This is a genomic window from Pseudoalteromonas obscura, from assembly GCF_030135505.1.
GTDB lineage: Bacteria > Pseudomonadota > Gammaproteobacteria > Enterobacterales > Alteromonadaceae > Pseudoalteromonas > Pseudoalteromonas obscura.
This window is the reverse complement of record NZ_JASJUT010000002.1, coordinates 234,090-259,148: the sequence shown is the minus strand read 5'-3', so window position 1 is coordinate 259,148 and position 25,059 is coordinate 234,090. Positions and strand designations below refer to the sequence as shown.

General features: G+C 41.7%; 22 protein-coding genes. 10 read left to right on the top strand and 12 right to left on the bottom strand.

Features of this window, described 5'->3' with window-relative positions:
- Positions 1–10 precede the first annotated feature (10 nt).
- On the bottom strand, positions 11–370 hold the full coding sequence (locus QNM18_RS05235) for an outer membrane protein assembly factor BamE (protein WP_211009623.1): 360 nt from the start codon (positions 368–370) through the stop codon (positions 11–13).
- An 86-nt stretch (positions 371–456) separates the two neighbouring features.
- Here QNM18_RS05235 and QNM18_RS05230 point away from each other — a divergent pair, with 86 nt between their 5' ends.
- Positions 457–855, top strand: coding sequence for a GIY-YIG nuclease family protein (locus tag QNM18_RS05230; protein ID WP_349774886.1), 399 nt, complete (start codon positions 457–459; stop codon positions 853–855).
- Here the strand turns inward: QNM18_RS05230 and QNM18_RS05225 are convergent.
- The 4 genes from QNM18_RS05225 to ilvC all read right to left on the bottom strand — a co-directional run bounded on the left by QNM18_RS05225 (position 738) and on the right by ilvC (position 6,461).
- A complete protein-coding gene (locus QNM18_RS05225) occupies positions 738–1,559 on the bottom strand; it encodes a M20/M25/M40 family metallo-hydrolase (protein ID WP_211009622.1) in 822 nt (273 codons plus the stop codon). The genes QNM18_RS05230 and QNM18_RS05225 overlap by 118 nt on opposite strands.
- A gap of 52 nt (positions 1,560–1,611) precedes the next feature.
- Entirely contained in the window at positions 1,612–2,799 is a 1,188-nt protein-coding gene (locus tag QNM18_RS05220) for a tetratricopeptide repeat protein (protein WP_211009621.1), read from the bottom strand.
- Positions 2,800–2,901: 102 nt separating this feature from the next.
- Positions 2,902–4,806, bottom strand: a complete 1,905-nt coding sequence (locus tag QNM18_RS05215) for a methyl-accepting chemotaxis protein (RefSeq protein WP_284136594.1) — start codon at positions 4,804–4,806, stop codon at positions 2,902–2,904.
- A 182-nt stretch (positions 4,807–4,988) separates the two neighbouring features.
- Positions 4,989–6,461, bottom strand: coding sequence for a ketol-acid reductoisomerase (ilvC, locus tag QNM18_RS05210; protein ID WP_284136593.1), 1,473 nt, complete (start codon positions 6,459–6,461; stop codon positions 4,989–4,991).
- 131 nt (positions 6,462–6,592) lie between these two features.
- Here ilvC and ilvY point away from each other — a divergent pair, with 131 nt between their 5' ends.
- The 6 genes from ilvY to QNM18_RS05180 all read left to right on the top strand — a co-directional run bounded on the left by ilvY (position 6,593) and on the right by QNM18_RS05180 (position 15,033).
- Positions 6,593–7,486, top strand: coding sequence for an HTH-type transcriptional activator IlvY (gene ilvY / locus QNM18_RS05205; RefSeq protein WP_023398682.1), 894 nt, complete (start codon positions 6,593–6,595; stop codon positions 7,484–7,486).
- Positions 7,487–7,550: 64 nt separating this feature from the next.
- Complete coding sequence (locus QNM18_RS05200) at positions 7,551–8,258, top strand: winged helix-turn-helix domain-containing protein (protein ID WP_211009618.1); 708 nt, start codon at positions 7,551–7,553, stop codon at positions 8,256–8,258.
- 297 nt (positions 8,259–8,555) lie between these two features.
- The gene (locus QNM18_RS05195; RefSeq protein ID WP_284136592.1) at positions 8,556–10,379 is read left to right on the top strand and encodes a DUF4856 domain-containing protein; all 1,824 of its coding nucleotides are present in this window, start codon (positions 8,556–8,558) and stop codon (positions 10,377–10,379) included.
- An 87-nt stretch (positions 10,380–10,466) separates the two neighbouring features.
- Complete coding sequence (locus QNM18_RS05190; protein WP_284136591.1) at positions 10,467–11,756, top strand: imelysin family protein; 1,290 nt, start codon at positions 10,467–10,469, stop codon at positions 11,754–11,756.
- Positions 11,749–13,968 carry a TonB-dependent receptor family protein gene (locus QNM18_RS05185; RefSeq protein ID WP_284136590.1) on the top strand — a complete coding sequence of 740 codons (2,220 nt, stop codon included), beginning with the start codon at positions 11,749–11,751 and terminating at the stop codon, positions 13,966–13,968. The genes QNM18_RS05190 and QNM18_RS05185 overlap by 8 nt, the downstream gene beginning before the upstream one ends.
- An 87-nt stretch (positions 13,969–14,055) precedes the next feature.
- Positions 14,056–15,033 carry a sterol desaturase family protein gene (locus tag QNM18_RS05180; RefSeq protein WP_211009614.1) on the top strand — a complete coding sequence of 326 codons (978 nt, stop codon included), beginning with the start codon at positions 14,056–14,058 and terminating at the stop codon, positions 15,031–15,033.
- Positions 15,034–15,109: 76 nt separating this feature from the next.
- Here the strand turns inward: QNM18_RS05180 and QNM18_RS05175 are convergent, their stop codons facing one another.
- Together QNM18_RS05175 and QNM18_RS05170 are read right to left on the bottom strand one after the other, a co-directional pair.
- Complete coding sequence (locus QNM18_RS05175; protein ID WP_211009613.1) at positions 15,110–15,394, bottom strand: hypothetical protein; 285 nt, start codon at positions 15,392–15,394, stop codon at positions 15,110–15,112.
- A gap of 291 nt (positions 15,395–15,685) precedes the next feature.
- Entirely contained in the window at positions 15,686–17,254 is a 1,569-nt protein-coding gene (locus QNM18_RS05170) for a cation:proton antiporter family protein (protein ID WP_211009612.1), read from the bottom strand.
- Positions 17,255–17,456: 202 nt separating this feature from the next.
- On the opposite strand from QNM18_RS05170, the gene QNM18_RS05165 reads away from it, so the two are divergent.
- Both QNM18_RS05165 and QNM18_RS05160 read left to right on the top strand, forming a co-directional pair.
- A complete protein-coding gene (locus QNM18_RS05165) occupies positions 17,457–18,200 on the top strand; it encodes a sporulation protein (protein WP_023398690.1) in 744 nt (247 codons plus the stop codon).
- 26 nt (positions 18,201–18,226) lie between these two features.
- Entirely contained in the window at positions 18,227–18,673 is a 447-nt protein-coding gene (locus tag QNM18_RS05160) for a GNAT family N-acetyltransferase (protein ID WP_284136589.1), read from the top strand.
- Between the two features lie 62 nt (positions 18,674–18,735).
- Here QNM18_RS05160 and QNM18_RS05155 read toward each other — a convergent pair whose 3' ends face one another.
- The 4 genes from QNM18_RS05155 to QNM18_RS05140 all read right to left on the bottom strand — a co-directional run bounded on the left by QNM18_RS05155 (position 18,736) and on the right by QNM18_RS05140 (position 23,355).
- Complete coding sequence (locus QNM18_RS05155) at positions 18,736–20,082, bottom strand: sodium-dependent transporter (RefSeq protein ID WP_284136588.1); 1,347 nt, start codon at positions 20,080–20,082, stop codon at positions 18,736–18,738.
- Between the two features lie 201 nt (positions 20,083–20,283).
- Entirely contained in the window at positions 20,284–21,597 is a 1,314-nt protein-coding gene (locus QNM18_RS05150) for a sensor histidine kinase (RefSeq protein WP_284136587.1), read from the bottom strand.
- A gap of 101 nt (positions 21,598–21,698) precedes the next feature.
- A complete protein-coding gene (locus QNM18_RS05145; protein ID WP_211009608.1) occupies positions 21,699–22,406 on the bottom strand; it encodes a response regulator in 708 nt (235 codons plus the stop codon).
- Positions 22,407–22,551: 145 nt separating this feature from the next.
- Positions 22,552–23,355: a hypothetical protein gene (locus QNM18_RS05140; RefSeq protein ID WP_211009607.1), complete on the bottom strand. Its 804-nt coding sequence runs from the start codon at positions 23,353–23,355 to the stop codon at positions 22,552–22,554.
- Between the two features lie 264 nt (positions 23,356–23,619).
- Between QNM18_RS05140 and QNM18_RS05135 the strand changes: the two genes are divergently transcribed.
- Complete coding sequence (locus QNM18_RS05135) at positions 23,620–24,735, top strand: serine hydrolase domain-containing protein (RefSeq protein WP_284136586.1); 1,116 nt, start codon at positions 23,620–23,622, stop codon at positions 24,733–24,735.
- Positions 24,736–24,754: 19 nt separating this feature from the next.
- On the opposite strand, the gene yhbY is transcribed toward QNM18_RS05135, so the two are convergent.
- Complete coding sequence (gene yhbY, locus QNM18_RS05130) at positions 24,755–25,051, bottom strand: ribosome assembly RNA-binding protein YhbY (RefSeq protein WP_023398697.1); 297 nt, start codon at positions 25,049–25,051, stop codon at positions 24,755–24,757.
- Positions 25,052–25,059 lie beyond the last annotated feature (8 nt).

Sequence of the window (25,059 nt, the reverse complement as noted above, 5' to 3'; positions counted from 1 at the left end):
GTGCAATAACTTAGTTATCGAGTGGCGTGTTGAACTCAGCTGGTGTTTCAAAATCGCCTGATAACTTAACCAGTTTGTCGTTCTCAAAATGGATCACTAAACTTTTACGCACTTCAGAGTCTCTGTCTATGTTAAATACATATTTATAGTGCCACTTTGAAGAGTCAAAAGCATCTTTAGCAACTGGCGTGCCCAATACGAACATGACTTGTTCTTTTGTCATTTCTATTCTGAGCTTATCTACATCAGATTGCTCTAAGAAGTTGCCTTGAGGCACATTTATTCTATAAACCCAGCTTGAACAACCGGACAGAAAAATAGTCATCATGGCTGCTACGAGCCAAGTCAAAAGGGGTTTATTGTACTGCATGTATGTGTATCCTTATTTTAGGTTATTACGAATGATACAGATTGCACTAAGAAGGTAAAGTAGATTGTGCATTTCGACTGCGCATTTTGATAAAAGTTCTAGATTTGAGAAATTTAAATTTGAGTGAACATGAGCAAGTAAAAAGAGATTGGTACCTATATATTGTCGAAAACAAATTAGGGCAGTGGTATACCGGGATCACCAACAATCTAGCAAGAAGGTTAGAGCAGCACCGCAACGGGACAGGCGCTAAAAGCTTGCGTGGCAAAGGTCCAATTGAACTGCAAATTGCATTGTCTGGTCTCACTAAAGTTGAGGCTGCAAAATTAGAATGGCAAGTTAAACGTTTGAGTAAAAAGAAGAAGTGTCAGCTGGTTGCCGCAGCATTGTTGGAAACTTGCGATAGCACAAACTTGGTTATCGCATTCGACACTTGTGTGAGCTTTTCAAAGTTAATTTTATCTAGTGAATCATTGACTGAGTGATGATGCTTATCCACTCCTGCACCAAAATAGATAAACGGGATGTCTGCTCTGTAGAATGGGTAGTGATCACTGGCCCGTAACCAATCGATTTGAGGTGCATTTAGCCGTCTAGCCATTATTTTCGCTGAAAAATAAAGCTGGAACTTAACTGGAGTACTGGCAAATGTAGAGGTGATTGTCTCTTTCATTGGTTGTAATGACCTTGAAGCAAGCGCATAAAGCTTGTTTTTTCTTTGTAGGTCGAGCATGTCTAGATTGATGTTCATATGTATTTGGGTGTCTGATAGTTGCTTAACGAACGCTTTGGCACCGTGGAGGCCTTTTTCTTCGGCGTCCGTAGCGACGAAAATAACGTCACGATTTACGTCGATGCCTTGCAACTGCCTGGCAATGTCAATCATCACTGCAACACCGGATGCATTATCATTTGCGCCAGGAAAGTACCTACTACCACGGGTGCCTAAGTGGTCATAATGCGCGGTGATGACAATGGGTGAGTGGCATTGCATCCGAGTACAGTACTGAGTCGCGACTACGTTGTGGCCAGTCGCAGAATCAAAGAAGCCGTATTCAAATTCGAACTGATCAAATCGTACTTCTAACCCATATTTTTCGAATTGGCGAGTAATATAGTAGGCGCTGCGGTGTGGTTGAGCCCCGCCTGAAGGTCGACCTTCAAACTCGGGGCTAGTTAAAATTAGCATATCTCTTTCTAGAGAGTAGCTCTGACAGCTAAACAAAAACAATAAAGTGAAATTAATTCTTAGCCACTGCATCTAGCCATTCCAATTTGCCTTTATATTGTTTTTGGTTGTGTTCAAATTCAGCCAGTGCTAGGGCTCGCTTCATGTGAAGTCGGGTAAGCTTTAAATTGCCCAAGCTGTAATATGCCTTTGCGAGAGCAAAGTGGCCCTCATGGAGGCGGTTATTTATTTTGAGTGCGTTTCTATAGTGTTTGATTGCTTTTGTAAAGCTACCTTGCGCCATGGCCTCATGACCGACTGTTAATATGTAATACGGGTTATTTCTGCGTATTTGATGGAGACTAGCCCTAATATCTTCCGCTTGTTTGCGTCTGTCGGTTAATTCATACAGCAACGCTAAATTACCTTTTGCTGTGTTGTTATCGGGGTCTAGTACTATTGCTTGGTCATATAGCCTTTCAGCCGTATTATACTGCCCCGCAATACGGTAGAGTATGGCAAGGTTTGCCCATGCACTGGAATAGTAGTTGTCCATCTCTATGGCCGCTCGAAAATAGCTAAATGCGAGATCATGTCGGTTCTCAACCATATTGAGTGCCCCTTTGTTGTTGTAAAACATGGCTGTGACGCGATCTTTGCTAATCGGGGTGGTTTTAAAGGCTTGGCGACGGCTATTTGGATCAAAGTCAATGGTTAAGGTTTTTGGTGCGGTATGCAGTACCTTTTTAGTGAAGTACCGAGATCGGTCTTCGTGAATTTTTACATTGACATGGCCACTTAAAAAATTATACCCGCGGCTACTTGCCCAGTATTCTGGTACATGTACTTTTTGAAATTCAGCGCCCAAGTTCAAAAACTCAGACAAACTGTAAGACAAAATAGAGAGAGACAAGCAGTTCGCGTTTAGGTTTTGGTATGTTTGCGAGGCTGTGAGATTGGCATCACTCATATAGGAGAGTGAGGCATCCCCGTTTTCTAATAAGAACTGCATAATGAGTTCAGCGTGTTTTAACTCAGGGGGGGCATCCTTTTTAAAGTATTTCTCAAGGGATTTAATGATTTGCTCATCTAAGACGAATATCTCTGATTGTGATTCAACTTCTAGTGTTTTAAACGGAGCCTGATTGAGTAAAGCTAAACTTTCAGGGGCAACATTCTTGCTTGACTGACACCCACTTATAAAGACTGTGGTCGTGATGATAAACAAACTTAGTAAAACGCTTTGATAACATAACTTCATATTATTTACTCCCAAACGCCCTTTCTTATTAGACTAGCGAAACTTGAGAGTAAATAAAGAAAAAATTGTTACAAAGCGTTGCTTAAAGTTCGACCTAGCTTATTAGAAGCTCGCCACTAATTTATCCAACGCTTTTGCTGAGTCAGCGAGTCGTTGAATTGCTTGCTCGGTACTAAGCTGGTCATTCATCACTTCGTCACTAATGACACTGATCTGTTCGATACTTCTACCTACGTCAACCACAACATTACTTTGTTGCTCTGTCGCCGTGGCGATAAGTGTTGTCATATCATTGATTTGATTAGCTGTTTCAGTGATCTTATCCATTAATTCAACAGAAGTTTGCATTTGTGAAACACTTTGCTCCGCTTGCTGCGACGATAGTGCGATTTGTTCGACGATGGAATCAGATGCGGCTGTGAGTTCAGTGATCGTGGCTTGAATTTCATCTGTGGATTGAGATGTGCGGCTGGCAAGCGCGCGTACTTCATCTGCCACCACAGCAAATCCTCTGCCATGCTCACCGGCGCGTGCTGATTCTATCGCGGCATTAAGTGCTAACAAGTTAGTTTGCTCAGATATCGCCCTTATCACGTCAAGAATATTGGCGATAGATTGTGTTTTACTCGCGAGCGTTTCAACTTGAGTGGCCATATTTTGTATATCGGTTGCCAGTTCCATAAGCGTTTCTTGGCTGGTCTGTACGCAGTCATGGCTCTCTTGCGAGCTCTCTTTACTCGCCAGTGTCAACTTAGCTGTATTGTTTGCACTGCCTGCAATTTCTTGTACTGTGGCCGCCATCTCATTGATTGCTGCTGCCACAGAAAGCGTCTGGTTTTTTTGCTCGTCTAATGACTGTGAGTTGCGTTGTGACTGCTCGAATACCAATTCACTGGCCGCGCGAATATCACGGCTTTCAGTCGCTACATTGCTAATTGCACTGTCTATTTTATCGATAAATTGATTAAACCCATCACCTAGCGCCGCAAGTTCAGGCTGCTCTGAGCGCGGTACACGATAGTTTAGATTGGCATCACCACTTCCCAATTGCTTAAACACGTCGGCCATTTTCAGCAGTGGGGCGCTCAGGGTACGAGCGAGGAGTACGCTGATGACACTAGCCACCAGAGCTATTACCAAGGCAAAGGTCACAATTTGCCATTGTAATTCGGTAACTTGGGCAAATACTTCTTGCTGCGGAACTTGCGCTATTACATATAGATCGGTTTCAGGAATGCGATTGGCCGCAACCAAAACGGCTTGGTCGTTGGCTGACATCTCGAGGATATTGAGTTTGGAGCTATTCAATAATGCACTAACTGATCGGGCTCCGTAGAAGTCATCGAGGTTTGAGGTGGCGACCAAACTGGCATCTGGGTGAAGCTGTACGAGTCCTTGTTGGTTAACGACAAATACAAAACCACTTTGTTCGATGCGCATATTGGCAAGTTTTCGCTGCATTTCATCAATGCTTTTTGCGAGGCCTGCTAGCCCAATACCGTTGGTTTGCTGATGATTAACAAACATTTTTACATCACCAGGCGCTTCTTGAAAGATACTAATTGAGTAAGCTTGGTTACTGTTGGTAAAAGCAAAAAACCAATTGTCTTGCTGTTTATTTAATACTCTCAAAAAGCCATTTTGATTCCAGTACTTATGGTTTTGTCTATTGGCCCAAGAGGCCGTTGCTAAGCCATACTGTTGCTGTAACCGATTTAGCTCTGCGAGTAACAAAGGCTCATTTAGTTGACCATTTTTTGCTGAGTCAACGATAAACTTGTTGCTAGAAAGCTGCTCCGCTGCATTTTTTAGTACCACAATTTCTTGTTCAATAGACTTTGTAATACTTTCAACTTTGCTGGGCAATTCGGAACCGAGCATCCTCGACTCTACCATGGATTTAGATTGAAAAATCGAAATAAATCCTATTAAACAGGCAACTACAATTGCAGTGGCGCTACCGAGAATGGTGATTTTTTGAGTGATTGTAAAGCTTGTGTTACTCATTTAGCCTTCTAAAATTGATAACCGCATGGCGATAATTCTAGCATGGTCAATAATTAACACATATAGATTTATTAATTTTATCGTATAGATTTATTAGCTTGTGATGGTTTTTATCATGTAAATGTATGAAAAAAAGCCCAAAGTTTTCACTAATGGGCCTTGGTTCTAACAAGCGAACTGATTTATACGATACGTTTCATTGCGGACATATAACCTCGCAATTCTGTACCTATAACTTCAACTGGGTGATTTCTTATTGCACTGTTAACTGCGATAAGTTTTTGATTATCAACATGATTGTCTTGTGAGTCCAAACCTGCACCGATCACATCCGTATTGATTTTCTTCATAAACGGCTGAAGCAGAGGTATGCAAGCATGGTTGTAAAGGTAGCATCCATATTCAGCTGTATCTGAGATGGTTCTATTCATCTCAAAGAGCTTTTTGCGTGCAATTGTGTTAGCAATAAGTGGTGTTTCGTGCAAAGACTCGTAATAAGCTGACTCGGCGATGATCCCTGCGGCTGTCATTGTTTCAAACGCAAGTTCTACACCCGCTTTAACCATCGCAACCATCAGAATACCTTTGTCAAAGAACGTCTGCTCAGAGATATGTTGCTCAGTATTAGCCTGCTTTTCAAAAGCGGATTGCGCGGTTTCTTCACGCCAAGCGAGTAGTTTAGCATCACCCTCAGCCCAGTCTGCCATCATGCCAGTTGAAAATTCACCACTGATGATGTCGTCCATGTGTTTATTGTAAAGCGGTGTCATAATGGTCTTAAGCTCTTCACTGAGGTCATGAGCTTTAATTTTCGCAGGGTTTGACAACCTGTCCATCATGTTGGTAATCCCACCATGTTTTAACGCTTCAGTGATGACTTCCCAGCCATACTGAATCAACTTTGACGCGTAGTCTGGTGCGATGCCTTGTTCAACCATTTTATCGAAGCACAGCAAAGAGCCTGTTTGTAACATGCCACATAAAATGGTCTGTTCACCCATTAAATCGGACTTTACTTCGGCGATAAAAGAAGAGTTAAGGACGCCAGCACGGTCTCCACCTGTACCTGCCGCATAAGCCTTGGCTTGTGCTAAACCTTTACCTTGGGGGTCGTTTTCAGGGTGCACCGCAATGAGTGTAGGCACGCCAAACCCACGTTTGTATTCTTCACGTACCTCAGTGCCTGGACATTTTGGGGCTACCATTATAACCGTAATGTCTTCACGCACCTGCATGCCTTCTTCGACGATATTAAAACCATGAGAATAGGCAAGTGTAGCGCCTTGCTTCATTAGTGGCATAACTGCATTAACAACAGCTGAGTGTTGTTTGTCTGGTGTTAAGTTGAGTACTAGATCTGCTGTTGGGATCAGCTCTTCATAAGTACCAACAACAAAGCCGTTGTCGCTAGCATTAAGAAACGACTGTCTTTTTTCATCAATCGCAGATTGTCTCAGTGCGTAAGTAACGTCCAAACCTGAGTCTCTTAGGTTAAGGCCCTGGTTCAAACCTTGTGCGCCACAACCAACAATCACCAACTTTTTGCCCTTCAATACATCTACGCCCTCACTAAATTCTGATGGGTCCATAAAATTACATTGAGCTAATTGAGCAAGTTGCTCACGTAGAGGTAAAGAGTTGAAATAATTCGCCATGTCAGATCCTGCTTTATCGTCTTAAAATAACTGTATATGTGTTTACTCTAAGATAGAGAGATAATGTGCTTGCGTAAAATGATATATTTAAATTATTGTATTTCATATTATGAAATACTTTAGGCGTGCTAATGGACCACAAACAACTTAATTACTTTTTAGCGTTAGCAGATACATTGCACTTTTCACGCGCAAGTGAACGATGCTATATCAGTCCACCGACCTTGAGTCGACAGATAAAACAGCTAGAGAGTGAAGTGGGTGCCCCGCTGTTTATTAGAGACAATCGCAGTGTGTCTTTAACGCCTCAAGGTAAGGCTTTTGTCCACTATGCTCAGGCTACTTTAGCTAGTTGGCGACAGTTTAAAAGTGAATGTCAGGATGAGTCTAAACCGCTCACAGGTGAATTGAGTTTATATTGCTCGGTTACTGCATCCTACAGTTTTATATATGATTTGTTTGCGCGATACCGCAAGGAGTACCCTCAGGTTGAATTGAACCTGATGACGGGAGATCCCGCGTTTTCAATTTCTCAAGTGCAGGGGGATTTAGCTGATGTAGCCGTTGCAGTAAAACCTGCATCGTTACCACAAGGGCTTGAGTATCAATCTATTGGTCGCTCCAGATTGGTATTTATCGCACCGACCATGACGTGCCCGTTAACTGACTTAATTGACAATCATAGTGCTGGCGATATGCCGTGGGGGGCTCTGCCTTACATTGTGCCAGAGCAAGGGGTGTTGAAAGAGAGGATCGACCATTTTTTTAAACGTAAAGGCATTCAACCACAAGTGTATGCACATGTCTCAGGTCATGAAGCGATGGTCGCTTTGGCAAGTTTAGGGTTTGGTGTTGCATACATACCCGAGATCGTACTCTCACAAAGCCCATTTAAAAACCAAGTTCAGCAGCTAAATTTGCAATCCGAAGAGATTGATATTGGATTGGTTACAAAGAAAAAACGGCTACAAGATCCGGTAATTAATAAATTGTTTTCAGTCTCTTGTGGAATATTTAATTCGTAAAGCTGATGTTCAGTTAAAAGGAGTAGACTCGCAAAAAATTAGGTGCCATGAACAGGGGTAGGTAGTGCATACCGTACTGATCGCTGAGAGTAAAAGTAATAGTTTGGCCGTGCCACAAGCCGCACTTCAAGGTCAGGGGTTTGATGTGCAAAAATTGGTGCTAGAAAGCTTGGATCACATTAACCATAAAAACAATCAAGGACTTGTGAGTAGCATTGTGATTGATCAGGCAATTGCAACCAGTGCAAAGTTCGATACCATTAATACACTGAGGACGTATTATCAAGCACCCGTTTTAGTTTCTGTCGATGACAATAATGACGATATGCAGAGTCTATTATTGGAGTTGGGAGCGGATGATGTGATTGCGACAAATGCAAAGCCTAGGTTATGGCGGGCACGACTAGACGCAATATTACGCAATAGGCAGATTGTTACGCCAAATAAAAGCAATGTTAAAGAGACAAACCTGTCATTTGGCGCTTTGACAATTAAAGGTGATGAGCGCACTGTATTGATTGACAACAAGCGCGTAAGTTTGACAACCCACGAATTTGATCTAATTTGGTTATTGGCGTCCCGAGCACCAAAAGTAGTAAGTCGTGAAGAAATTTACCAAACAATTATTGGTCAAGGTTATCAAGTTAGTAGCCGCACCGTTGATGTACGCGTCTCTTGTTTAAGGAAAAAGCTAGGAGACAATGCATCGAGCCCACAAAAGATAAAAACCGTGTGGCGACAAGGTTACCTCTTTGTGAAAGAAGCTTGGTAAGGATTTATAGTTCGAATTTTTCGAACTATAAATCAACTAAACCCTGTGAAAAATATATAACGAAATAATCTATAATTTGTATACAAAATTTCAAATCCATTAAAAAACATTAAGTTATAAAATATTTCGTTACAAATACTACTGACTCTCATTTTCTCTTCTATATTTAGTCCTAACTCTACCTGTCAATTTGTATACTTTTAACAACGCAAATAATATTGATTGCTATTTAGGTCAGTGTATACTTGCTCCGTGAATTGAATGCAAATACAAATAATTTTCATAGGAAGACGTCTAATGGCATTAAGAAAGTCTCTGCTTGCAACTGCAATTTTGGCAGCTACAGTTGGTTTAACAGGTTGTGGTGGCTCTAGTAGTGATAACAACACAGTAACTACACCAGAAACTCCAGCACCTACAACTCCTTCAAACAAAGCACCAACTATTACTGTTGAAACAGCAAGTGTTATGGAAGATACGCTGGGCGCCGAAATTACAGGTATCACTATTGCGGATGACAATGATGATGCAGCTGCACTTACATTTACAGTAAGTGACGGTCGTTTTGAGGTTGTTGAAGGTAAGTTAAAACTAAAAGCTACTAACGCATTAAACTTCGAGCAAGAAGCTGATCAAAAAGTTAGCTTAACAGTAACTGCAACTGACTCTGCGGGCGAAAAAGTTGAGCAGGCAATCGAAGTTGCTATCACTGATATGCAGCCTACAGCTGGTAAAAATCTGTATGCATTTGAAAATAATGGTAATTCAAGCGTAGCTTACTCAGGTCAAACATCTCGTCATGCCGCTATGGCTGAAGCTAAGTCTCTGCTTGGTAAGCTGACGACTGATGTAAGTGTTGAAGACCGTAATACAACACTTACGGTAGCTGAAGGTTTCATCTTAGCGCAAGATGAGAGCTTCCACGGCTCTGCTTTCACGTTTACAGAAGGTAAAGGTGTAGCACAAAGCAACTTGGGTGAAATCAGCAGCAAAAAAACAGTTGCAGGCGAAGGCGGTAAGATCGCTGGTAGCGATGCGTCTCCAATGAATAAAACATGGAATGATGGTACATCATTTGTTGGTTGGAATGAGTTTGGCACCTTTGATAAGACACCAAATGGTCTAGTTGAGTACTACTTTGACTTGATTAAAAAGCAAGTAGAAACGGCTAATAGCGGTACTAAAATCTTTGCTGAGCACAACGAAGGTAGTGTTGAATTAACCAAGCTATATGTCACGCCTGAAGGTCTAGACCTTGCGCAGCTTATCCAAAAGCACTTAAATGGTGCTGTTTCACTGTCACAAGGTGCAGATGATTATATGGATGAGTTGTTGTTTAACAACCCAAATGGTAACACTGAGATCACGCCAGCTCAGAATGCTGAGGTTGATGCTGACAAAAACTACACCGATATGGAGCACAAGTGGGATGAAGCTTATGGCTACTTTGGCGCAGCAATCAACTACTTAGAGTACTCTGATGATGAAATTGCTGGTAAAGGTGGTCGTGATGCATTTAAAGGCGGCTACAACGATTATGATGGCAAAGACGGTATTGACCTGAAATCAGAGTATAACTTTGGTAATTCGGGCAATGCAGCAAAGCGTGACCGTGGTACGAAGAGCAATACAAATCCAACTGACTTCAGTGCAGCAGCTCAAATTGCATTTATAAATGGTCGTGCAATCATTAACAAAAATGTAGGTACTAACATTGATCAGTGGTCTTCTGAAGATCAAGCTGAACTTAAAGAGTACCGTGACCAAGCTCTTCTTTACTGGGAAAAGTCAATTGCAGCGACAGTAGTACATTACATTAATGATACTATCAGCCATGAAGATGGTGACCTGAAAGACATCGCTAGTGGTACATACACTGCTGATCAGTTCTATGCTGTTGCTAAACATTGGTCTGAGATGAAAGGCTTTGCATTGAACTCACAGTTCAACCCTCACTCACCAATTACGGATGAAAAGTTCAAAGAAATCCATGAGTTAATGGGTGATGCCCCTACGTTGACTGCAGCTGGTGTGGATGCTTACATCACGAATTTAGAAAAAGCACGTGATATCATCGCAGAAGCATATAAGTTTGATGCAGATAATGTTACTAACTGGTAATCTGTTTTATAATTTATAACGTAAAGGTTAGCTGCGTATGCAGCTAACCTTTTGTTTTATTTATAGGTATCAAAAAAGAGAGACGCAATGAGAGTGTTAACCCCATTGAGTGCAGTCGCTGTGGCAGTCACCTTGCTATTAAGTGGCTGTGGAGAAAGTAGTTCAAGTACAGCAGGCTCTGAGTTTGCCGGTGGCAATGGCACGACTAATCCGACTACGCCAACGACTCCGACTACGCCGACAACGCCAACGTCGTTTGATGAGGCTGCGCTGGTTGCAAACTTGGTTAATAATGTATTGACGCCAACGTTGACTCAATTCGATCAGTTCGCCAGAGCACAGCAAACCCAAATAGCAGAGTACTGTGCTGCAGAAAAGTCGCAAAGTGACACGGCCGCTGCGCTTCATGACAAAGCTAAAGATAGCTGGCGTGCGGCTATGGTAGGTTGGCAATATGTTGAATTAATGCAAGTTGGCCCATTGCTAGAGAATGGCGAAGCATTAAAGAATAATATTTACTCTTGGCCTGCAGGTGGTGCGCTTTGTAGTATTGATCAGGATATCGTTTATCATGAAGATGGCTTTATTAATGGTGACTCTAGTAAGCCTTATGATATCAAAGCTCGTACATCTGATCGAAAGGGTTTAATCGCTATTGAACATGCGTTATTCAGTACGAACTATGACCATAGCTGTAGCTTTGCAAATGAAGCCCTTGCTCCATGGAACAGCCGCACGGTTGAGGAGCGAAAAGTTGCTCGTTGTGAATTCGCCCACACAGCGGCAGGCGATATAGTCGTTAATAGCGCTGCAATTTTGGCTCGCTGGCAAGGAGATAACGGTTTTGCTAATCAATTAATTAATGCAGGTAGCTCAGGCTCGCAAATCGACTCTGCACATACTGCATTAAATGAAATATCAAAAGCCTTGTTTTACATGACTAAAGAGCTTAAAGATATCAAGTTAGGTGAACCTTTGGGTTTGTTTACAAATAGCTGTGGCTCTAATATTTGTCCGCAGGATGTTGAGTCCGACATCTCTGAACATTCAAAAGAAAATCTACTGGCTAATATCCGCGCATTTAAACAGATCTTTACGGGTGAGGGCAGTAGTACAGATAATACGCTAGGGTTTGACGACTTCTTAGACGCAGAGCAGGGTTCTGATGTAAAACAGCGTATGTTAACCGGTTTAGCGGAAGCTGAGGCAGCTTTATTGGCAATTGATGGTTCATTAAAGCAAGCTGTTGAAAATGATACTGCTGCGGTGACAGCCGTTCATGACAAGGTCAAAAATGTGACCGATGAGCTTAAAAATGACTTTATCAATAAGCTAGCCTTAGAACTTCCTCAAACATCGGCAGGTGACAATGACTAAATACAAAGGTATGAATAAATCACTGTTGGCAATGGCCGTCGCTGTTGCATTACCAAACGCTTACGCAGATGAAAATGCGAAAGACGACATCGAGCATATTCAAATAATCAGTCACTATGACAAGCTAAGAACAGAGGCAGGCTCTGCCACTTTGCTTACAGAAGAGCAACTTGGTGAATATGAGTATGATGATATTCACCGTGTACTTTCTTCTGTGCCAGGTGTGAATATTCGTGAGGAAGATGGTTATGGCTTGCGTCCAAACATCGGATTTCGTGGTGTGACACCGGAGCGCAGTAAAAAGATCACCATAATGGAAGATGGCGTTCTAATTGGCCCAGCACCATATTCAGCGCCTGCTGCCTACTACTTCCCTCAAACTACGCGCATGACAGCGGTTGAAGTATTCAAAGGGCCTGCGGCGATTAAACATGGTCCACAGACCATCGCTGGTGCGTTGAACTTGGTGACGCGTTCAGTGCCTGAATTTACAGAAGGTGCAATAGATATTGCCGCTGGTGGTGACGGTTATACCAAAGCGCATGGTTATTTTGGTTCTGTAGTCAACAATATTGGCTTTTTAGTAGAAGCGGTTAACGTCCAAGCAGATGGTTTTAAAGAGCTTGATGGCGGTGGTGATACAGGTTTTGATAAGAATGATTTCTTAGCTAAATTTAACTACCGCCTGCAGCAAGGTGATATTGAGCACAATTTCGGCTTAAAACTAAGTTACGCAAATGAGATATCAGACGAGACATACCTTGGTTTAACCGAAGCGGATTTTGCAGAAAATCCATATCGTCGATACGCAGCAACAGCGCCTGCAAAAATGGACACGGAACATCAACAGGTGATGTTTACCCACAGTATGAGCACAGATAATTTGAGCTTAACAACGCGTTTATATCGCAACGATTATGAGCGTGCTTGGCTGAAATTAAATAGTGTTGAAGGTAAATCACCTCAGGAGATTTTGCTAAACCCTGAATCGGAAGATAACCAGCGTTTATATGAAATCTTAAAAGGTGAACAAGACTCTGTGGTTCCTGGCGCTGCTAATTTCCTAACAATGGGCACGAACGATAGGGAATACTATTCTCAAGGGTTACAAATTGATGGCGATTTTTCGTTTAATTTGTTCGACTTAAATCATGACTTATCATTTGGTGTGAGATTCCATGAAGATGAAATCGAACGCAAGCACTTTGAAGAAAGCTATGAAATGAAGTCGGGAATATCTTCACTGGTTGAAAATAGCAAACGCTTCACAACATTGAATACAGAGCATACTGAAGCATGGTCTGTGTATGTTGAAGACAAGATTAAGCTGGATGCATTAACTCTGGGTGTAGGTGTGCGTGGTGAGCTGATGGACATGCATTACCAAAACAACAACAACCCAAATGATTGGCTTGATAAAAAGACTCGTATTTGGTTACCTGGCGTCAGTGGTTTCTACCAATTAAGTGAAGACTCAGGTGTATTGTTTGGTATTCACCGTGGTTTTTCTCCAGCTTCTCCGGCACAATCGTCAGAAATTGAGATAGAGAAGAGCACTAACTATGAATTTGGTGGGCGCTATAATGATGGTGTGACCGAATTTGAAGTTGTGAGCTTTTTCAATGACTATAGTAACTTAAAGGAGAGCTGTGGACAGTCTAACTGTGGTGACAGCTTGCAACAAGATGCTGAGTTTAATGGTGGTGCAGCCCATGTTTATGGTCTTGAAGCGCAGTTCTCGCAGCGCTACCCACTTAATTTGCAGTTAGATATCCCGTATAGCTTCGTTTATACCTACACCAAGGGTGAATTTAAGAACGATCGTCGTACATCATTTGCTCAATGGGGCGAAGTAAAAAGTGGCGATCCGCTGCCTTATTTACCGGAGCACCAAGTTAGCTTTAACGTTGGCCTAAGTGCAGACAAATGGCGCACGTCTTTAGCGGTTAAATATATTGGCTCTATGCCTGAAGCTGCTGGCCGAAGTTGGCAAGAAGGTACTCAAGAATTTACTTTATACTTAGAAGGTCAAGAAGTTCCTTCATCGACAACAGTCGATCTGTCAGCAAGTTACGACTTTGATGATTATGGTCAGGTATACCTAAAGGTAGACAACTTACTTGATGAAGATAAAATTGTAAGCCGTAGACCTTATGGTGCGCGTCCAGGAAAGCCAAGACAGGTTACTGTTGGATACAAATACCAATTTTAGACATCCATGATGTTTAACGCTACGCATACATAAGTAAGGCCGCATCATGCGGCCTTTTTTACCAATTTATGGGAGTGTATAGGCTTAATGTTTGAGACTATTTGGCAAAGTATTTCTACATTGCCAGGCTATTTGGTCGATGCAAATAAACGTATTTTCTGGCTATATCTGGCATCGGCAGTTGCAATGGCTTTTTTTGTATACTTCACGACCAATACAACTCGCAGCTTAAAAGGCTTTTGGCAATTTTTATTTCCCCGTTCTGTTTGGTTGCATGAAAGTGCCAAACAGGATTACGGGCTGTTTATTATTAATCGTATTATTAAAGCCCTCACTTTTGCGCCTATTGTATTAACCATGGTGCCAGTTGCAATTGGGTTATCTGATGGGCTAGAGGCTTTATTTGGCCCATCTTTACATTTACAGTGGCCTCAGTCAGTAGTAATTGGCTTGTTTACACTGATGTTATTCATTGTCGACGATTTGACGCGATACCTACTTCATCTTGCATTGCATAAAGTCCCATGTTTGTGGGAAATTCACAAGGTTCATCACTCTGCCAAGGTACTTACACCGTTTACTATTTATCGCTCACACCCGATAGAAAGCTACTTCTATGCATGTCGTATGGCTTTAACACAGGGGATTGTTGTTGGTCTCGGTTATTTCTTTTTTGGGTCTGCGCTGAGTATGTTTGATATTCTGGGGGCTAATTTATTCGTTTTTGTATTCAACGTATGTGGGTCTAATCTCCGCCATTCTCATGTCTGGTTTAGTTGGGGCGATAAATTGGAAGGTTGGTTTATTAGCCCAGCACAACACCAAATTCATCACAGTGATAACCCAAAGCATTTTGATACAAACATTGGTTCGGCATTGGCTATATGGGATCGCATAGCAGGCAGTTTAATTCGTGCATCGCAAGCACAGAATATTTCAATTGGGGTGGGCAAATACGACGCTGGTCACGATAGTCTTTGGGCGATTTACTACAAACCTGTAGTGGCTGCACTCAAGGCGCTTTATCCAGCAGCACTCATGAGCAAAAAACAAGACAATCAGTAAAAAGAAGAGAAGGTAGGCTGGCGACGGGCATGGCCAGCCTATTTAAGAGGGAGTAGGCCCTCAAAAAATCGATTGTTTAGTGCATTACACGAGAAGATGAACGATAGAAGCCTAATTCATTTAGCTTATCAATAAGGCTAGGGTCGTCTAAACGTTCTGGTGTCGATTCAGTACGCAAGTAGTGATCTTCGGGTACAGCATGTAAGTCCAGCATTTTTTGAAATAAAATATTACGAATTGCTAGCGCTGTCATCCCCGAGTCCTGAATGCTATCTAGGCGTTCTTGTATGTCGGCGAATGGGCCCGCATTCACATCGTCAACCGCTGCTGGAAAGTACGAATTTAACTTATTCTTGCTCATGCAAACCCTCATAAAATATCTCGTTAGGATCCGTGGGTGTTCCCCAAAAAGGATACTAAGTATAAGATTTAAGTACAAAAAATTATTGAACCAGTCTTTAACTGACACAGCCAGTGTACTCTGTTTCTATGTCGAATTACTAACTTCGATGTAAAGTTTTGTAAATCGCACTAATACAAAAAAGTACGAAAAAGCAGGGGGAGTTTTAGACGTCTAGATGTAACTATATGACAGGAAAATAAAAATAGTTCTCAGTACCCTTTAAAGGGTCTGAGAACTGAAATAAATAATTTAGAATAATTTTTCTTTTACATGTTCAGCAAAACCACTTCCTGCTTCTAAATAGAAGTTATAGGTTGAGTGGACGCCCATATCTTCAAGCTCTTTTTGTTGATCTGGGTAATTAGCGATCGCAGTTACTTGACCTGTATAACCAGATGCTTGCAGCTGCTCCAGTGCATAGATGTTCTGCATATGTTTGGGCATAGCAAGCATGACCATTTCTACACTAGAATGGTTTACCCTTTGCCAAAAATCTGGGTCCGTTGCATCCGCAAGAAGTACACGCCTGCCGCGCTTAATGTGTTTATCGACGACTTCCGGTTTTATGTCTATACCAGCCACAGAATTGGGATGTGAGCAGTGAATTGTTTCATATGCACCAGTACCTATTCTGCCCATACCAAATATCACGATCCGGGTGTCTGTGAGGTTCACAGGCAGCTCTTCTTCTAAGCGTTTTGGGCTCTCAAACTTTTGTAACACATGTTCTAATTTGACATAAATCTCATTGGCGCGTTTGTTTAGTGGCGACGCGAGAATAAAGGTGATTGAGACTGCAATAGCAACGACGGCTAGCCAGTCTGGCGCAATCAGTCCGGAGCTTGCTGCAACGGCACATACAATGAGACCAAACTCACTATAATTTGAAAGGGTAAAGGCGCTTAGCAGCGACGTACGAGCGCGCAACCTAAACATATTTGTTAGCACGTAATATAAGAGTACTTTAATCGGTAATACCAGCACTAGCAGTAAGCCGATCATAAAGGCATTGACAGATATACTGGCATTTAAACCGATGTTTAAGAAAAAGCCTACGAGAAGAATGTTTTTTAAATTTAACAATGATTTAGAAAGCTCGCTTGCCTTTTTATGCGGGGCAAATATCATCCCGATAATCAACGCACCTAAGTCGCCTTTTAACCCTGCAAATTCAAATGCATGGTAGCCAACGACTAAAGCGAAAAAGAATCCGAATAAAGGTAGTAGTTCACCATGTTTGGAGCGGCTGAGCACCCAAAACATCACTTTTCTAAATACGAATAGACCTGCAATAAGCGCCAGCGCCCAAATATTAGGCATTTTACCAGTGCTGATCGCTAAAAATACAACGGCAAAGATATCTTGCATGACCAAAATACCAATGGCGATTTTGCCATGCAGGCTCGCCATCTCCCCTCGTTCTTCTAACACTTTTACTGCAAATACCGTACTTGAAAAACTAAACGCAAAGCCCACCAATAAAGCACTTTGAAGATCCAGTTGATTAAATAGAGGTAAGTTAAAAACACACAATAACAGCAGTAGAGAAGCGAAGAAGGCACTACTTAAAACAATATGCAAAGTTGCTGGTGCCCATACCTGGGGCTTTACAAGGTTTTTTACTCTGAGCTTTAGGCCAATACTAAAAAGTAGGATAGTGACGCCCAAGTCGGCAAGTTGAGAGAGTAATGGTGTTGTTTGTTGACCCATGAGGTTGAGAATAAACCCGGCCATCAAGAATCCTATCAGAGGTGGTAGCTTTAATTGATAAATTGAAAAACCACACGCGAAAGCAATTGCAAAGTAAAGTAGTTCCATAAGTTACGCTGGTTGTGATTGGTAACTTGATTCTACCAAATCGCGTTGGTTTATAAATCAATTCTGGACAAAAGTATATGGCACTTTGCATTAGTAATATGCAAACAAATCTATATTTATCAAAAATAGCCAGATTTTCACTGACAAGCTTGAATAAATGTGTTTAAGATGCCTTAACGGAACATCCTCGAGAGGAGTAATGATGTTTAAAAAACTCTTAGCATCTGTCGGAGTAGGTGCAGCAAAAGTAGACACAGTATTAGAAACGGAACATTTACATCCGGGTCAAAAATTTCAAGCCCAAATTATTGTGATGGGCGGAGATGTAGAACAAGAAATATCTGGACTTGAATTGGCGTTAATGACCAAGGTCAAAGTTGAGAATGATGATGGCGAATACTTCACCAATCACGTCATAGAAAAATGGCGAATCCCAGAAGAGTTTACAATTTCCCCTGGCGAGCAAAAAGTGATCCCATTTGAAGCTCGACTACATTCAGAAACGCCAATAACACAGATAAACGCGCCCTATAACCATTGTCATGTGTGGCTGGAAACGGGTTTGGATATTGATCTAGCACTAGACCCGTCAGACAAAGACGCGCTGCATATCTATCCGAATGAAGCGGTAAAAGCTGTACTTAGCGCGATGGACAAACTGGGCTTCCAACTGGTTAAAGCGGATGTTGAAAAAGGCTATTTACGTGCCTCAAGCTTCCAGTCAATTTCGGGGTGTTACCAAGAGATAGAATATCGACCGAGCAGTCGCTCTATGTTTGGTTTACAAGAGGTGGAGCTTTCGTTCGTACCTGAAGCGCATAAAACCCATGTATTAATCGAATTAGATCGCGCTTTCCGTAATGACGGTTATGTTGATTTAACGATTGAACATGATCAAGTTAACTTGTCGCGTATATGTGATCAGCTCGAACGCTTATTTGCCTAAATAATTGAAGAAGGCATCTTGAATCAATGACTAATTTTAAAGATAAGTCATTTTATGAGCTCAGTCATGATGAGCTCTTTGACGTGTTTAAATTGCGTGTTGATGTGTTTGTGGTGGAGCAAAATTGCCCTTATCATGAAATAGATGAAGTAGACCGAGTACCAAGTACGCGGCATATTTTGCTTATCGGGAGTGACCGCTTACAAGCATATGCGCGCTGTTACTCAAAAGAAAATGGTGCAGCAGCAATAGGGCGCGTTTTGATCTCGGCCGAGCAGCGTGGCTCAGGCATTGCCTATAAACTTATGGAAAATGCCCTGGCGTGCTGTAATGCGCACTTCCCAAACAGGCCAATCGAAATATCGGCACAAACATATTTGCAGCCATTTTATGAAAAGCTAGGCTTTAAAGCTGTGAGTGAAGCTTATTTAGAAGATGGTATTGAACATATAGATATGCTGTTGAGGCTCTGAAGGCTCTGCTTCATTGAGCTAAATTGTCATTAAGAAGTGAAAAGGCGCTAATAGCGCCTTTTTTATAGTGAATTAATGAAGACCAACGCAATTGCAACTGGGCATACAAATTTAATATACCAAGGCCAAATCTTCCAAAAGAAAGAATGTTCAACCGCGTCATTACCTTCTTTAATCGCAGACAAAAGCTTGCCCCTATGCCAAATCCAACCTGCAAATACACAGCACAACATGCCAATCAATGGCTGTGCAAACTGTGTCGTTAGCTGCACAACAAAGCCGAATAAACTATTGAAGTTAAGAATAATTGTAACACTGATCACACTGACGATGACGCCGATTAACCTGGTCGCTTGTACACGTGCTAGTGCAAATTTTTCTACAACATAAGAAACAGGTGCTTCCAGCATTGAAATAGAGCTGGTTAAAGCTGCGATACTCATTAAAGCAAAGAAGGCAAAACCAATGAATATCCCAATGCTGCCCATGCTTTCAAACAAGGCGGGTAAAACTTGAAATACTAATGTGTCTTCAGACAGTAGTTCGCCAGTCTGAGAGAAAATTTCAACCCCTTGTGCCTGAGCAACGTACATGGCTGGAATGATCAACATACCGGCGACAAAAGCGATGAAAACATCGATCAGAGTAACGTAGGCCCCCAAAGAAACGAGGTTTTCTCTTTTACTGATATAAGAGCCATATATGATCATGACACTGGTACCTAATGAAAGAGAAAAGAATGCTTGCCCCAGCGCGCTCACGAGTAAGTTCGGGTCTAGAATAGAGCTAAAATCTGGCACTAAATAAGCTTTCAAGCCCGTCATCGCGCCTTCTTGTGTTAGCACATATCCGATGAGGGCAAATAAAATGAACAGTAGTGCGGGCATGAGGCGTTTAGACCACTTTTCAATGCCATTCTCAACGCCCTTACTAATGATGGCAACGGTCAGCAAGATAAATGCCGCGGTGAATAGTAAGTCTCTAGATAGTGAGCGCTCGCTAAGCCATGTGGTAGCGGTTTCACTGCCACTGAGTACGGAGATCGGTTCCAATGTTGCACTGAACATCCAGCCTGCAACAATTGCGTAGAAGCTTAATATTAAGCCTGAACAAATAATTCCGCCGAATCCGACGATAAATGCAAAACGCTTTTGAGCATTGTTGTTTGCTAGTTTTTGCAAAGAGGCAACAGCATTAGCCTGGCCATGGCGACCAATGACTAACTCAGCCATTAATGCTGGATATGCAAGGCAAAATGCGAGCACCAAATAAACTAATACAAACGCAGCACCACCATTGCTTGCCGTTTGTGTCGGGAATCCCCAAATATTGCCTAGGCCCACCGCGGAGCCAGCAGCGGCCATAATAAATCCAAACCGAGAACTAAACTCTCCTCGAATACTGCTCATGTTTTTATACTTCTCTTTTTTTAAAGACGGCCGCAACAATCTACTGTAAATGACGCGAAATAAAAAGGTTTATCTGCACTGATCCAGCACAAGTTTTTGATGGAAAAAACACCGTAGACTGGAGTATCCATAATTTTTCATTAATTTCGCATTTAAGTGTTTGTTTTATAGTTACTATATTGTACTTCAATACAATGACTGTCAGTCACTCTGTACAGCTTGAGATACTGCTTTACAGGGGAGAATTAATGTAAACTTGGCACCACCTAGCAACTCAGAGCGACTAACAGACGCTTTACCATGGTGCCAATCGACAACTTTTGAGACGATAGCGAGACCCAACCCATAGCTCTTCCCGGCTCTATTTCGGTGGCCTTGCTCTTGGAAAAATGGGTTGAAAACTTTATTCCAGTTTTCAGGCTCGATACCAGGGCCATCGTCTTCGACTGTGATTTCGATTTCATGGTCATGTAATTTGGCGCTGATAAACAGCTGCATTTGTGCAAAGTCACACGCATTACTTAGCAAGTTAGATATAGCACGGGCAAGCCAGTGTAGATCTGCTTCCATTACGAGCTCTGCTTTAATCGACAGGTTTGCAGTTAATCCATTTTTAGACATTTTTGGATGCATCTGGTCAACGATGTCGGATATATAGCCTTGCAGTCTTATGGGCTCAAACTTAAGCAAGTGTGACTTTTGTTCTAAGGTTGCAAAAGACAGGTAGCTCGATAACATATCTTCCATTTGGTCGAGATCTTTCTCCATTCGCTCAAGCAAATGGTGTACTTCTTCAATATCAGTTTCTTCTAGTGCAGCATCGAATCCAAACCTTAAACACGCAACAGGTGTTCTTATATCGTGAGATAAGCTTGATGCCATTAATTTATTTTCGGCTAACAATTTTTCGATTTGGTTTGCCATTCGATTAAATGTGAGCTCAACATCTTTGATGTAAGTGAAATGATTAACTTCTATCCTAGTATCTAGGTTGCCCCCTGCAAACTGCTTTGCTGCGTGAGTGAGCACTGACAATCTTTTTGCAAGCGGTGCTAAGACAAACCACATAAAGGCACAGACGCCGGAATAAAAAGCAATAGTGAGTATGACGTCATAGCTATTTCGTTCAGGGGGCTTTTCCAATTGCAGCTCTATATAGTCCGGCTTTATGGCAGGTGTTGATTTTAGTAGATAAAAATACCCCTCATCAGAGTCAATAAGCAGCCCTTGAGGGCGATGCATTTGCTCGGTGAGTTCAGTCGGTAGTGCAAGCGAAGCGCCTGAGTGATAAGCTATTTTTAAGTCGAAGTCTTTGCCAGCTTGCTCGATAAAGCTTGCTCTGTTATTTAATGGGTTATTGCCAGCTTGATTGGCTATACCTACCAGTAGTTTTGCTTGCCAAAAAAAATTATCCTCATCTGGTGCAGTTTGCTCACTAAAGGTATCAATGAGCCAACCCAATAAGATAATTGAGATGATCACACCGGTTAGTAAGGATAAATAGAGTTTTCTCATTAATTAGCTCCAATGAGAGTGGCACAGAGCTCCGACAAATGGGACTGTAATACTTTTAAATATGCAGTAGCTTTGGTAATTGACCTCAGCTACACGCAATACTACCAAGCCGACGGCACGAGCAAATAGCCTTTCCCCCAAATGGTTTTGATCTTTTCAGGGTTTTGAGGGTCGTCATCAAATTTTTTACGTAGCGCTGAGATCAGCACATCGACACTTCGATCAAGGCCATCATATTCACGGCCCTTAGTTGCTTTAAACACAGCGTCCCTAGAAACAACTTCACCTGCGTTGGAAGCTAAGAAGTGCAACAGTAAGTATTCGGCACTAGAAATAACGATTTCTTTATCAGAAACCAATACTTTTCGAGACTGTGTATCTATTTTAAGATTCCCTACAGTCAAAATGGCGCTGTTGGTTTGCTCATTATTTGAAGAGTCTTGTGCTGCGCGCGCATTGGCCTTAATTCTAGCAAGCAAGGCTCTTGGTCTGACAGGTTTTATTACATAATCACTGGCACCGACTTCAAGACCAATTACTTCGTCCATCTCTTCATCTTTTGCTGTTAACATGATGATGGGCTTGTTATAAAACTGGCGCAGCTCTCTACAGACACTAATACCGTCCTGACCAGGTAACATAATATCTAGCAATACTAAGTCTGGGTTAATTTGCTTTACCATTGACACCACTTCATCACCACGGTGGCAACAATGTGTGTTATAGCCTTGATTATTAAGGTAGTCAGCAACCCACTGTGCGAGTGATTCGTCATCTTCGACTAGTAAAATAGTCCCGTATTGCTCCATGAACAAGCTCCTTTAAATCGAATAGGTATCATTGTTAAAGATGACACTTATTTAGTAGTAAAACCATACTAACTTTTAATTTTAAACGCGCCAATTATAATATTTGTTTCACTAAAAAATGTAATGAAGTGTATGAGTTTGTTGATTATTGAACATTGAGTTTATCAACAAGGCCCTGAGTTAATTTCAGTAGCATTTTAGGTGTCAGTGCATTGACTTCATCTTGCTCACAGGCTCCAGCTACCTTCACCAGTGGGGTTTGGACTGGCTCTACAATATACTTTGGGATATCGACAGACGCTTGATAGCGAGCACGCCTTGCTTCATCTGTGTTTTGTTGTTCGATGAAGTTTTTTACATCTTTCTCATTGGTAATGTTTTGTGTTTCAGTAAAGGTATATTGCATTGGGATACCTTGAAAACCAGCGCTATCTACTGAAGACTTGGCAAACCAAACCACATCCGTTGATTGGTTGTGAGTTAGTCTCATACTTAGAGAAGCCGTAATATTGCTGCACTGCTTTGTAGGCATTGTTTGAGATATTTTAGCAATGTATGGGTGATCACTACTCGGTTTGTTTAACACATATACTTTGTCTTTGCCGTAAGTTAAATCGATTTGTTGCACCACTAAGCGATAATCAGTTGCTTCACTATTGTCTACAATAAGTCCTTTCTTACTGAGAATATTTGCCAGTGCTTTGTGCAGCTCGTCGGTCATAGATACTTTACTGGCATCTATAAAGACAGAATCTAGCTTTTTAACTGTATGCGCAGGCAATTGTACCGATTTAATTCGAGCTGATTCGAGCTCGCTACTGTAGCTTATTTGAAATATGGACTTTTGTAGCAGAGGCTTAGGAGGTGTATTGAGCTTTGGCGCAAGTGGCTGAGTCACCATGCAGCCAGCTAGCCCTGTCAATGCAATACCGCCAATGATTATTCGCATTACTAAACACCTCAAATTACTTTTCTTCATTATCTTGTACAACCAATGTGCTAAATTCTACCTTGTAATCATTAGTCACTTACAGTCTAAAAATGTTCAAGATTGTAACCAGTTATGCACTGTAACTTTAATTCTACAAAAAGATTAGCGGTTTAAATTAATGTATGTCGTGAGACAGCAACTTACGTGATACCATAACATCGCGTGTTAATGAACTGAGTCATTATGAAGTCACTATTTATATTTTCAAAATGCTTATTATTGATGCTTTTATCTCATTCTGTAAAAAGCGATGAGATAGACAGAGCCAAAGCTTGGGAGCATTTTGTAAACGACTATTCTAAGCAAGTCCGACAAAAACTAAAAGAAAAATCGGTTCCCGGGGCTGCATTGAGTATCACCCACCTAGAGTTTGGAGATTTAGCCAAAGGTTATGGGCGTACTAAGGTAAAAAAAGGCCGTCAAGTAAATGGCAAAACTCGATTTCGCTTGGCGTCTGTGTCAAAAACATTTGCGGGTTCTTTGGCGGCAAAATTAGCGGCAGAGAACCGCGTCGACTTAGATAAATATGTAGCTGACTATCTCCCCATCTTCCTCGATAGTCAGTATTCAGGACTGCGTGTATATCACCTATTAAGTCATTCAAGCGGCCTAGTGCCCAATGCTTATGATAATTTGATAGAGTCACGAATGTCCTATCAAGATATCTACCCACGCCTTTTAAAAGTCGACAGGCTGTGTCGGCCTGGTATTTGCTATGGTTATCAAAACGTCATGTTTAGCTTAGTCGGTAATGTTATCGAACAGGCGACAGGGCTCAGTTATGAGACTTGGCTCAATGAATTTATCTTTAAGCCACTGCGAATGAAAGATGCTGGGGTCGGCTACGCTCATATGATCCAAGATGAAAACTATGCTTTACCTCATGTCAAAGGGAGAAAGTATTGGCATACTGCAAAGCTGAAAAAGCACTATTATAAAGTAGCACCTGCGGCTGGAGTTAATGCCAGCGCCGAAGATATGGTAGTCTGGCTTAAGGCACAGTTAGGCCTATACCCCAATGTTTTGTCACTGGATGCTTTAACTATTCAATCTCGGCCATTTACTCGCACTCAAAGAGAGTTGAAGCGTCGAGTGTGGCGAAAGTATGTCGACCATGCTCATTACGGACTAGGTTGGAGAATATATGACTTTGCAGGTGAAACAGTGTACTACCATAGTGGCTGGGTACAGGGATATAGAACGGATGTTGTTGTGTTACCTTATCTAGGTATAGGGTTTAGTCTGTTATTAAATGCAGAAAGCGGAGTTATTAACCAGTTGACGACTAACTTTATTCGGGATGCGATTGCTGTTGTGCGAGAAAACGAGCCGCAATAGCGGCTCTGATTAAGACTGATTAGTTGCGAGGCAGAACAATCTTTTTCTCTTCGCTTTGACGATAAAGTACTAAAATATGGCCGATCGCCTGAACTTTGTGCGCGCCTGTTTCACGGACGATAGCATCAAAAATAAGCTGTTTTGTTTCACGGTCATTAGTAGGGACTTTAACTTTGATCAATTCATGAATTTCTAAACATTGTTCAATTTCTAACAATACGCCCTCTGTTAAGCCGTTTCCACCGAGTAAAACGACAGGTTTTAGAGCGTGAGCTAGCCCTTTAAGGTGCTGCTTTTGTTTATTTGATAAAGTCATATTGGTAC